The sequence below is a fragment of the Legionella sp. genome, from assembly GCF_047605385.1.
Taxonomy (GTDB): domain Bacteria; phylum Pseudomonadota; class Gammaproteobacteria; order Legionellales; family Legionellaceae; genus Legionella.
Map to the genome: position 1 here is coordinate 42610 of NZ_JASGFU010000013.1, position 12688 is coordinate 55297.

Sequence of the window (12688 nt, forward strand, 5' to 3'; positions counted from 1 at the left end):
TATTCTATAACCGTTTTTTATCTTATTTAACAATTTAACCTGCTCTGGCTCAATAAGCAATTCCTATTTTCTTAATGTTCCTTTATGATTCATTAGAGCTCTTATTGTAGTTTTCTGAAGGCACAGCAATATCTTTTAATGCCATAAACTCTACAATCCCAGTTTTATTTATCTTTCACTACCAAACTTTTGGAAATAACTTCTACCAAATCACGAGATAATTTTTGTTGTGACAGGGTTTCTAATTGCTGGCGCATAAGTACCTGTCGTGGCTTATCATAACGTTGCCAACGCGTAAATGGACTTGCCATACGTGCTGCAATTTGTGGGTTAATTTGATCTACAATCATTAACATTTCAGCCAAAAATACATAGCCACTACCATCTTTTGCATGAAAATTACGTGGATTTGCCATACAAAAAGCACCAATCAGAGAACGAGCCTTATTGGGGTTTTTAATACTGAAATCAGGATGCTTAAGTAATTTTTTTACATTTGCTAAAGCATCTGGCAATTCGCTAGATGCTTGTAGCGCAAACCATTTATCAACGACTAACTCATTTTTAGACCATTGGCGGTAAAAATCAGCAATTGCCTGCTCGCGAAGCTTTTGATCTTCACAATTTATCAGTAACGCAAAACTGGCAATTTGGTCTGTCATGGTTTTTGCTTCAGCAAATTGATGTTGGCACAAACCTATGGCTTCGGTTTCTTTAGCTTTCATCATGAGCCATAAGCAGACATTACGTAATTTTCTACGGCCATACGCAGGGCCATTCATTTGATGATCTTCAACACGCCAAAGTTGTTGATACAAAGAAGAGGCTTGCTTATATAAATTCAAGCCTAATTGGCTACGAAAATAATCACGTACGGCTTCAACAGCACTTACATCCACAAAATCCAAAATTGCTGCAACTTCTTCAAAGCAAGGAGGAGTCAATAATTCAGCGCGTAAATTAGCATCTAAAGACTCTTCAATGAGCACATGTTTAAAAGCAGCAATTAAGCCTTCTGGAATCTGCCATTGCGCTTTGGGCTTACTTAATAAATCTTTAAAACAATTAAGCACTAGACGTTGCCCGGCATCCCATTTTGCATAGCCATCAATCTCATGACGTAATAAGAAAATTAACTCGTCTTCTATAAGTGCTTGTTTTAATTTAATTGGTGCAGAAAATTCCCGTAACAGGGAAATAACAGGCCTCTCACTTAAATCACTAAAATTAAAACATTGCTCACGTTCTTTAAGCTGTAAGATATCATCAGCGATTGGCATCATTTGCCCGTTGGCATCAAATAATGCGATGCGAATAGGAATATGGAAGGGCTTTTTATCCTTGCATTCGGGTGTTGATGGACAACTTTGTTTCATCGTAAGCGTTAAATTCCCCTCATTATAGCTACTGGATACTTCAACTTCTGGTGTACCTGCCTGGCTATACCAACGTTTAAATTGAGTAAGATCCATCCCATTAGCATCTTCCATAGCCGCAACGAAATCATCGATAGTTACTGCTTGCCCATCATGACGTTGAAAATATAAATCCATCCCTTTGCGATAACGTTCTTTACCTAATAAGGTATGTTGCATACGAATTACTTCAGCACCTTTATTGTATACGGTTGCCGTATAAAAATTGTTGATTTCTTGATAAGAGTCTGGACGTACAGGATGAGCCATAGCGCCAGCATCCTCAGGGAATTGGCTACTGCGTAACATCTTCACATCCATAATGCGATTCACATCGCGTGAATTCATATCCCGTGAAAACTCTTGATCACGAAATACGGTTAAACCTTCTTTTAAGCTTAACTGGAACCAATCACGGCAGGTCACACGATTTCCAGTCCAATTATGGAAGTACTCATGGGCAACAACACTTTCAACATCAGCAAAATCCTGATCGGTGGCGGTGTCTGGTCGTGCGAGAATGTACTTGGAGTTAAAAATATTTAACCCTTTATTTTCCATAGCTCCCATATTAAAATCACTAACAGCAACAATCATAAAGGTATCTAAGTCGTATTCACGCCCATAAACTTCTTCATCCCACTGCATGGATTTTTTCAACGATTGCATGGCATGGGCGCATTGATCTTCGTTTCCAGGCTCAACATAAATGCGTAAATCGACCTTTCTATCAGTGTAGGTAACAAATTGATCTTTAACACACGCTAAGTTACCAGCAACCAATGCAAATAGATAAGAAGGTTTTTTAAACGGATCTTGCCACACCACCCAATGGCGGCCTTCAGCATTCTCACCAGAATCAATTAAATTCCCGTTGGATAATAAAATAGGATAATCCTTTTTATCAGCACTAATACGTGTAGTATAGGCCGTCAATACATCAGGCCTATCCAGGAAATAAGTAATACGGCGAAACCCTTGCGCCTCACATTGGGTACAAAATAAATGATTGGAACGATAAAGACCCGATAATTGAGTATTTTTTTGTGGGTAAATACGCGTGATAATATTTAAAGTCGCCTGATCAGGAAAATGCTCAATGATTAATGCCTCAGGCGATACTTGATATTCAGAAGCATTTAATTCTTTACCATTGAGTTGTACACTGACTAGTTCCAATTCCTCCCCATGTAATTGCAAAAGTCCTTCATGTTGACGTGTCAGCTTAAGCTCACTACGAACTAAAGCATAATCATCATGCAAGTCAAAATCTAAATAAATGCTGTCAATAGTAAATAATGGGGCTTGGTAGTCTTTTAAATAAATAGTCGTTTCTGAAGTTGTCATCTTTTTTCCTTCACACCTGGATGGAATTTATTGTCATTTTTATTGTATGATAAATCAATAATCACGCTCTAAAAAAGCAGAGAATTTATGCAACTTTGCTGTAAATTCATAGCCATATCCAAAATAATTTTCAAATAAATTATTAGCGTCTGTTGACATTTCGTTTTCGTTCGAAAAATGTTCAAAAATGTCAGATTTTTGTGGCCCGGAATGAAAAAACCAGCGGCGTGACTTCCGCAGGCTTAGGATTTTTGAATGAGAAAGCGCAAGAATATGACATTTTTGAACATTTTTCGAACGAAAACGAAATGTCAACAGACCTTAGAAACTGAAATATTACTCTTTAATATGAAATCTGCTCTATGCTCTCCATAGACTCCATGCTCATATCTCAATTAAAAAAACATTTAAGTTTATTGAGTTAACTACGAATTTTATGCCTATACTGATTATAAAGAGAGTATCTCAGCATACTAAGATACGAATTTAATAAATCTAATGTAAAAATGTTCCAATAAAGGGATACGTAAAAGGGGATGGCTCATGAACACTCAAGACTTTTTAGCCGGCTATACCAAACGCTTTGTTGATAATAAAGAAGAGGAAATGGGCTTGGATGAGTACCTGGAGTTGTGTAAAAACGATCCTTCAGTGTATGCCAACCCTGCTGAGCGTTTATTGATGGCGATTGGTGAGCCAGAAATGGTGGATACACGTCATGATCCCATCTTATCACGTATTTTTTCTAATAAAATCATCCCACGTTACACTGTATTTAAAGACTTCTACGGTATGGAAGAGCCTATTGAACAAATTGTCGGCTTTTTAAAACATGCCGCTCAAGGTTTGGAAGAAACCAAACAAGTTCTCTATCTTTTAGGGCCAGTGGGAGGCGGTAAATCCTCTATTGCTGAAAAATTAAAAGATTTAATGGAAGAAATGCCCTTTTATGCCATTAAAGGCTCTCCAGTATTTGAATCTCCCTTGTCTTTATTTAACCCCATTGAAGATGCTGAATTACTTAAAGAACGTTTTGGTATCCCTTCACGGTACCTACGCTATTTGATGTCTCCCTGGGCAGTAAAAAGATTACACGAGTTTAACGGTGATATTAGTCAATTTCGCGTTATTAAAGTAAGACCTTCGCGTTTGAAACAAATTGCCGTTGCAAAAACGGAACCGGGTGATGAAAACAACCAGGATATTTCTTCATTAGTAGGAAAAGTCGACATTCGTAAACTTGAAGAATTTTCTCAAGACGATCCCGATGCTTACAGTTTCTCTGGTGGCCTATGCCGTGCCAACCGCGGTTTACTGGAATTTGTTGAAATGTTTAAAGCACCGATTAAGGTCCTACACCCATTACTCACTGCAACTCAAGAAGGAAACTATAATGCCACTGAAGGCCTGTCTTCCATTCCTTTTGAGGGAATTATCTTGGCACATTCTAATGAATCTGAGTGGCAAAGTTTCCGCAACAATAAAAACAATGAGGCGTTTATTGACCGCATTAATATTGTGAAAGTTCCTTATTGCTTACGTGTTTCTGAAGAACTCAAAATTTATCAAAAACTTATTGATAATAGCTCATTAACCAACGCACCTTGCTCCCCTGGAACCTTAGACATGTTGGCACAATTTTCGGTGCTGACTCGCTTGAAAGAACCACAAAATTCCAGCATTTATTCAAAAATGCGTGTCTATAATGGCGAAAGTCTAAAAGACACCGATCCTAAAGCCAAATCTTATCAAGAGTATCGCGATTTTGCTGGTGTTGATGAGGGCATGAGCGGAGTATCCACACGTTTTGCATTTAAGATCCTGTCTAAAGTATTTAACTTTGATCACACTGAAGTGGCGGCAAACCCAGTGCATTTAATGTATGTTTTGGAACGTCAAATTGAACAAGAACAATTTCCACAAGAGATGCAAGAAACTTATCTTGGCTTTATAAAAGAATATCTGGCAATGAAGTATGTGGAATTTATTGGTAAAGAAATTCAAACCGCATACCTTGAATCTTATTCTGAATATGGACAAAACATCTTTGATCGCTACATTACTTATGCTGATTTTTGGATTCAAGACCAAGATTATCGCGACCCAGATACTGGAGAAATTTTTGACCGTGGCTTACTCAATCTTGAATTGGAAAAAATTGAAAAACCAGCGGGTATTTCTAATCCTAAAGACTTTCGTAATGAAGTAGTGAACTTCGTATTACGCGCCCGTGCAAATAATCGTGGGAAAAACCCTGTATGGAATAGCTATGAAAAATTAAGATCAGTAATTGAAAAGAAAATGTTCACCAATACGGAGGATTTGCTTCCTGTAATTTCTTTCAATGCGAAAGCATCTGAAGATGATAAGAAAAAACATGAAGAATTTATTTCTCGCATGATAGATAAGGGTTATACACGTAAACAAGTTCGTCTGCTTTGTGAATGGTATTTACGAGTACGTAAATCACAATAAGAATAGAAAAAAAACTACTCAATGATTCTTCCACGGTCATTAAGTTAAGAGCTTTATTGCTGCTCTCACGAAGATGGGCCCATTTATAGGTACAACACCAAAAATGGTTTACCGCCTTCACAGGAAAGACAAATTCTTAACTTAATGGCAGTAAGAAGCGGCTCACAATTCTCTGCCGCTAAGAATCAACATTGCGGAGCTAAAATCATGTCGCAACTGATTGATAGACGACAAAACGCGGGGAAGAAAAGTACAGTAAATCGCCAACGTTTTCTTCGTCGTTATAAAAATCAAATTAAACGAGCCGTCTCCGATGCCGTAGGCAAGCGCAGCATTACCGAAATTGATCAAGGCGAACAAGTCACTATTCCTGCAAAAGACATTTCTGAGCCTACTTTTCATCATGGCGGAGGTGGCCATGTAGAACGAGTGTTACCTGGTAATGATAATTTCATCGCGGGTGATCGCATCAAACGCCCCAGTGATAGTTCAGGGAATGGTAGTGGTGATGGGGAAGCCAGTAATAGTGGTGAAGGTGAAGATGATTTCGTCTTTGAATTATCACGAGATGAATTTTTAGATTTATATTTTGAAGATCTGGAATTACCCGATTTAATCAAAAAAGAATTAGCACGTATCAGTACATTTAAAACGATACGAGCAGGCGTAACTACCAGTGGCATTCCAAATAACATTAATGTATTACGCTCAATGAAACAAGCTACAGGCCGCCGAGTTGCTCTCACCTCTCCTTATAAACGCCAATTAAAAATAGCGGAAGCAGAATTAGAACGCTTACTGGAAGAGCCCATTCCCGATACAGATGCCATTAAAGAATTGAAAAAAACAATTGAACACTTGAAAAGAAAAATAGACATAGTCCCCTTTGTTGACACTATTGATCTACGGTACAACTATCGAATTCGCGTGCCCTCACCATCAACACAAGCGGTAATGCTCTGCGTTATGGACGTGTCTGGCTCAATGGATGAATCAAAAAAAGACATCGCCAAGCGCTTTTTTATATTACTTTATATGTTTCTAACCAAAAATTACGAAAAAATTGAATTAGTCTTTATTCGCCATCATACTTCAGCGAAAGAGGTAAGCGAAGAAGAATTTTTTTACTCCCGCGAAACAGGAGGTACGGTAGTATCAAGCGCTCTAGAATTGCTCTATACCATTATTGAAGCACGTTACCCTCCTGAGGCTTGGAATATTTACGTAGCCCAAGCTTCAGATGGTGATAATTGGAACGCAGATTCACCTTATTGCCAAGAATTACTGCAAGATAAAATCATGCCTTTGCTGCAATATTTTGCCTACATCGAAATCATGCCGCGCCATCATCAAAGTTTATGGGAAGTGTATCAACTTGTCAAAGAGCAATATCCTAACTTTGCGATGGAAAATATTGACACAGTTGCTGATATTTATCCTGTGTTTCACGAATTATTCAAAAGGAAAACGGCATGAAAAAGAAAAAGCCCATATCTGTTGGCGCTGAATGGACCTTTAAGTTAATCCAAGAATATGATCGGGAAATTGCACGTATTGCAAAAGATTTTAAACTGGATACTTATCCAAACCAAATTGAAATTATTTCTGCTGAACAAATGATGGATGCCTATGCCTCTGTAGGTATGCCAATAGGCTATAATCATTGGTCTTTTGGAAAACATTTTGTCAGCGTTGAGAAAAGCTACAAACGCGGGCAAATGGGTTTAGCTTACGAATTAGTAATTAATTCAAATCCTTGTATCTCTTATTTGATGGAAGAAAATACCATCGCGATGCAAGCTCTGGTGATTGCTCATGCATGCTACGGGCATAATTCCTTTTTCAAAAATAATTACCTATTTAAAATGTGGACCTCAGCTGATGCCATCATTGATTACCTCGTCTTTGCGAAGAAATACATTAGTGATTGTGAACTGCATTACGGTATTGATGAAGTAGAATCTATTCTTGATGCCTGTCATGCCCTGATGAATTATGGCGTTGATCGCTACAAGCATCCTGCTCCTTTATCCATCCAGGAAGAGAAAATTCGCCAACAAAATCGTGAAATCTATATGCAATCGCAGGTTAATGAGCTATGGCGTACGATTCCCCACCATAAACAAGCCACTGAAAAAGGGAAGAAAAAGCGTTTTCCTGAAGATCCACAAGAAAACATTTTATATTTTCTTGAGAAAAATGCACCTTTATTAGAACCTTGGCAAAGAGAGATAATACGTATAGTAAGAAAGATGGCACAATATTTCTACCCTCAGAGCCAAACCAAAGTAATGAATGAAGGCTGGGCATGCTTTTGGCATTATACCATTCTTCATGCGCTTTATGATGAAGGCTTAGTCACTGATGAGTTCATGCTGGAAATCCTGCAAAATCATACGAATGTCATTATGCAACCGTCTTACAATAGCCCTTATTTCAATGGCATTAACCCATACACATTGGGCTATCATATGATGCAAGACATTAAGCGTATTTGTGAAACCCCCACTGAAGAAGATAAATTCTGGTTCCCTTATCTGGCCAATACTGATTGGCTAACCAGCTTAGACACAGCCATGCGTAATTATAAAGACGAAAGCTTTATTGCTCAATATTTATCACCTAAATTGATTCGTGATTTAAAATTATTCCATGTTATCGATGATGATCGCAGTCCTGAACTGTATGTTAATGCTATTCATAATGAATCTGGATACCGAAAAATCAGGGAAGCCTTGTCTCGCCAAAATAATCTGGGCTACTTTGAGCCTGACATCCAAGTGTATTGTGTTGATTTACAAGGTGATCGCACCATGACTTTAAGACATACCCAGCAAAATCGCGCCCCATTAGGTGAAACAACACCTGCAACATTAAAACATCTTTATTCTCTATGGCAATTTCCGGTGATCTTACAATCCGTGGATAGTGATAATAAAATAACTGCACAATATCATTGTCCTCCCCTGGAACAGACTAAGAAAGAGGAGCATTATGAAGATTAGTATCTTATAACAAACCGCTTAACAAACCGCTGTTCGTAAGATGCCTGATTTATCGATTAACTCTTACCTATTCAGCTACCTATTACTCCGGCACGTGCCTATTAGTTAAATTTAATGAAAACACAATTATCAAGTTGTAGCTCTTATTAAGCTTTAACTGCTAATATACTACTCTCTAAATAAAGGTCGATTTAAATACTTAAAATTTAATTATTGAACGAATGTACTCGTGGAGCAATGCATGCAAAGTAAGTTAGAAAACGATTGGGATGCGATAAATGACGTATTAACTCCTCTTATTAACCAACGTGAATATTATAAACAAGCCATCACTCAAATCAGAGATTTATTATTTAACTATTTTTTGAACCCAACATTGATCAATACCCTACATGAGCCTATACAATCAGATGAACCTGCTTTTTATTTCGAAAACGTACGGCCTGCAATAGAAAGATGCTTGAACCTTGACGAGATCCACAAAAAAGAGCAGAAAATACACGCAAAGTCTAATCACCCCTACTACGCTCAAGCGTTAGATCACATTGTTTCAGAGTGCGATTTGCCTTTTAGATCACAAGACGATCGTTATAATTTTACTTCAAAAAAAATTATACACCTAATGCTCAAAAATACATGCGTCAATTTGCTTATGCTTTGACAATATATCGAGTATGTTTAAGTATTTATTCCCTTTATGCTGGAACACTTGATAATAAATATTTGCAAACTGCAGAAGAAAAACTATTGCTCAGTAATCAAAAAGATGTCATATCCACTTTGACAAAAGCAAAGGAAATAGAACAAAAAATTGATAAATTACTTGAATCAGTAGGCTCTAATTTTCATTCATTCAAAGAAGAAATAAGTGAACAAAAAAAATCCCTAATTAAATTATTCGAATTTAGCGCAACTCATCTACAAGAATGTGCTCAACAATTTCCTGATAATAGAAAGGTATTTCGCTTTTTCATGAGTACAAATTGGTATAATTTATTAACAAAAATTTTTCGTCATCTGTATCCGGATCAATATCCTATAAATAATTTCAACATCAACCCCGAATTGATATCCAGACTTAAGAAAGAAATGGATCAATGCCTAAAAATAGCATCACTTAAAATTAAGTTTTTAGAAAACGCTTATAAAATAACTCATGAGATAATTGTTAAAATAAAAATAGATATCGCACAGCAAAAAATAAATGCAACCTCGTCTTTAAGTCTAGCGCTCTTATCTTCCAAAATTCCTCCATCTTATAATGCACTGGCTATAGTAAATCAGACTTCTGGAATCAAATTAAAACCTAATAAGAGCTCACCTTTTCCCCCTTTCTCAGCACTTATCACTGATTATTATGTAGATAAATTTTTTCAACACCATACTCAACTTCGCCAAAGGGGTACAGAGCCTGCTGCCATAAATATTGGTCTTAGAAAAGGCTAGGTTAGATTTTACATTCGGCGCATAGCTTTGAAGCGCCGATTGGGTCTTCCTGCATTGCAATCAAAAACTCATTCAGATGCAAGCTCTATGGCAAAAGCAACTGCTAATTTAGAAAAATTGGTCATATGTTCCAAACTCAGTAAAGACATAGTATCTGCAGGACTATGAATATATGGGTTATGATCTTCAAAATTTGACTCACATGGAAACGCAGCTGGAACTCCTACATTATGCCAGGAAGCATGATCGCTACAGCCATAACCACAACGTGAATAACCCACAGGAACCTTCACATAAGTATCAATTAACTTCGCCACATAATTACTTAAGCGTCGATCCACATAATCAGTGAATACCCACATGGTTGAGTCGTTAGGATCGATGCGATAACCAGTCATATCAAACTGAATCGCTGCCTTAACAGGAATAAAATGTTTTTGGAAATAATCAACTACATATTGTGAACCAACTAAACCACGTTCTTCAGCGGCGTACCAAATAACATAAATGGGACGCTTAAATTGTATATTAGAGGATAATAAAACACGTGCCATTTCCATAACTGTTGCCGAACCACTGCCATCATCACCAGCACCAGGCATATGGCCATCTAAGGTATCCATATGTGCTCCAATGACAATGCCTGGAGCATTAATATTTTTGCCGATTACAGTAACCAATGAAGGCTGCTTGTAATGACCGGTTGCCACAAAATAGGTAGCTGTATCGGTACGTCCATATTCAGTTGCCAGAGCTTCGAAACTGGTTTTTAACCAATTTGCAGCCTCCACACCCGTATTTTTAGTTGCAGAGCGATTCTCATATGCGGTTAAGTGCGATAAGGCTTGCCAAATATTATCAGCAACAATATTTTTTAATGCCGCATTAACCTCATTTTGGTGTTTAATTTCGTATGTTACATTATCACTAACTACAACACTTAATGGCTTTATTTGCATTTGCAAAATATTTTGTGCGAAATGTCGTTTTTCAGTGATCAAAGACCCTGTAATATGATGACTAACATTCACATAACGTCCACACTGAATTTTGTCTGCCAAGTGACTTAACGAGTCAACATCCGCACTGGAAATATCAATAATTTTAAATTGGTTATTTTCGGCAAGAACTTCATGCGCCATAGTTATTTTTTGAGCAAGACATTGTGGCACTTGAAATTGCTCACGTATAGGGGTTACAGCATAAATTGAGGTACTCACTAATATTGAACTTGCTGCGATACAGGCCTTCCATTGATTTAAACGCATATAGACTCCTAGTTGATATAGAGGTGATGCCATTTCACTTTACCTAAATTCAACTGTTTAATCTATATCGTTACGAATAAAAAAATCAACACATGGATTGTTTTTATACTTTTCGCTATTGATAATCATTTTCATTTACGATAAAGTGCTACCACCGTTGTTTCGATGAGCACGTATAATACAATGAATACAAAAAAAACTGCCTTCAAACCAAAAAAAATCCCTTATTACGCTTCTTTAGCATTCCTCACCATCGGAGCCAGCTTGATTCTTGGCTTTTTAAGTTTTGGCGGAATGTATGCTATAGCGCCATTATGGCCGTTAGCAATTGCTGTATTTGTATTATCTGTAGCCTATGAAGGTGAAATTTATTTACAAAATATTAAAGGTTCTTTAGATAAGAATTTGAAATTTAATTACTTGAAAAATCTTTTAGCCCGGGATTTTTTATTAAAACACTTTCCAAGAAACACTAATGACCAAGAACGTCACCAATTTTTCGAAGATTATGAAAGACAATTAAAACTACTTGCAAAATTCGGACATCGCAAGCTAGATGACGCCAGTGAAGAACGTAGAAAACAAGCAGAAACAAAACTCAAAGATATGGAAAAGTGGTTTGCACGGCAATTACTTGAAGATCACAATGATGAAGAATCTACGAAATATGCCAAGAAACTGCGAAAATGGCTAGCCCAAGAAGAATTTGCCCAAGATAAATGGAGAGCAACACTAACAAGACGCCGTCGTGTTTTTTATTTAGCCTCCGCATTTAGTAGTTTATCTGCGCTGTTTATGGGACTTGGCACAACTTATCTCATTATGGAAGCATTTAGTGTACTGCCTTTCATGGCAGCAATTCCGTTTACCTTCTGGCCATTGATAATTACTCCCATGGCAGTCATTGCTGGCGCTGCTTACGGACTCTTGATTTACAATACTCTCACTGATATGGTTAACCACGATACTCTTAAAAAGTGGTATCGCTCATTTACTCAAGAGTTGTCTTTGCGCAATTTATTGCTTGGTACCATGTCGTTAGCACTTGTTACACTGGCACTAGGACTTACTATTTGTACCGCAGGAACCTGGTGGACTATTACTAAAAATACACGCCCTTTATTTTATTGGATGGCCAAAATGCCAAACTATGTGATGGGCGTGATTAACCCCATTGTGACTGGGTTTGCGACCTTCTTTTTCACCATACAAAATACCGCGAACACCATAGATTTACTTGCCAAAGTACTAACCAAAGTAATTACATCGCTGAAAAAGGGCTGGAACTATCTGCGTACACATGGCATCACTCAATCAGTTAAAGAGGGTTGGCATCATTTTGGAGAACATGGTTTTATAAAATCCCTTACCAATGGTTGGGCTCACCTTCGTGCCACAGAAAATTGGGGACAAATATTAAATCCCGTTCGAATCGTTATCAAACTGACGATTACTCCACTACGTGTTCTGTTATTCCTGGGCCATCTGGTCAGCATCGCATTTACCGCTGATCGGATGCCTGGATTGTCACAAATTACCGCTGCACTCATTGCCTTGATTAGCGAAGGGTTTGAAGATGCCCATTATTTTATGGGTCACTCTCATCATCACGATGATCATGCTGAAAAACATCACCATCATCACGATGATCATGCTAAAGAACATCACCATCATCATGATGATCATGCTAAAGAACATCACCATCATCATGATGATCATGCTAAAGAACATC

General features: G+C 37.5%; 8 protein-coding genes. 6 read left to right on the top strand and 2 right to left on the bottom strand.

Features of this window, described 5'->3' with window-relative positions; genetic code table 11:
* Positions 1–164: 164 nt before the first annotated feature.
* Positions 165–2762: an aminopeptidase N gene (gene pepN / locus QM652_RS04790; protein WP_415073384.1), complete on the bottom strand. Its 2598-nt coding sequence runs from the start codon at positions 2760–2762 to the stop codon at positions 165–167.
* Between the two features lie 543 nt (positions 2763–3305).
* On the opposite strand from pepN, the gene QM652_RS04795 reads away from it, so the two are divergent.
* The 5 genes from QM652_RS04795 (at position 3306) to QM652_RS04815 (ending at position 9688) form a co-directional block, all read left to right on the top strand.
* Positions 3306–5237, top strand: a complete 1932-nt coding sequence (locus QM652_RS04795; protein WP_415073386.1) for a PrkA family serine protein kinase — start codon at positions 3306–3308, stop codon at positions 5235–5237.
* A gap of 207 nt (positions 5238–5444) precedes the next feature.
* Positions 5445–6713: a YeaH/YhbH family protein gene (locus QM652_RS04800; protein ID WP_415073388.1), complete on the top strand. Its 1269-nt coding sequence runs from the start codon at positions 5445–5447 to the stop codon at positions 6711–6713.
* A complete protein-coding gene (locus QM652_RS04805) occupies positions 6710–8242 on the top strand; it encodes a SpoVR family protein (protein ID WP_415073390.1) in 1533 nt (510 codons plus the stop codon). Before QM652_RS04800 ends, QM652_RS04805 begins: the two co-directional genes overlap by 4 nt.
* A gap of 241 nt (positions 8243–8483) precedes the next feature.
* A complete protein-coding gene (locus QM652_RS04810; RefSeq protein ID WP_415073392.1) occupies positions 8484–8903 on the top strand; it encodes a hypothetical protein in 420 nt (139 codons plus the stop codon).
* Positions 8879–9688: a hypothetical protein gene (locus tag QM652_RS04815; protein ID WP_415073394.1), complete on the top strand. Its 810-nt coding sequence runs from the start codon at positions 8879–8881 to the stop codon at positions 9686–9688. Before QM652_RS04810 ends, QM652_RS04815 begins: the two co-directional genes overlap by 25 nt.
* 68 nt (positions 9689–9756) lie before the next feature.
* On the opposite strand, the gene lapA is transcribed toward QM652_RS04815, so the two are convergent.
* Positions 9757–10956: an aminopeptidase LapA gene (gene lapA, locus QM652_RS04820; protein WP_415073396.1), complete on the bottom strand. Its 1200-nt coding sequence runs from the start codon at positions 10954–10956 to the stop codon at positions 9757–9759.
* Positions 10957–11139: 183 nt separating this feature from the next.
* On the opposite strand from lapA, the gene QM652_RS04825 reads away from it, so the two are divergent.
* The coding region (locus QM652_RS04825; protein ID WP_415073398.1) for a hypothetical protein at positions 11140–12688 on the top strand (1549 nt) is incomplete at its 3' end.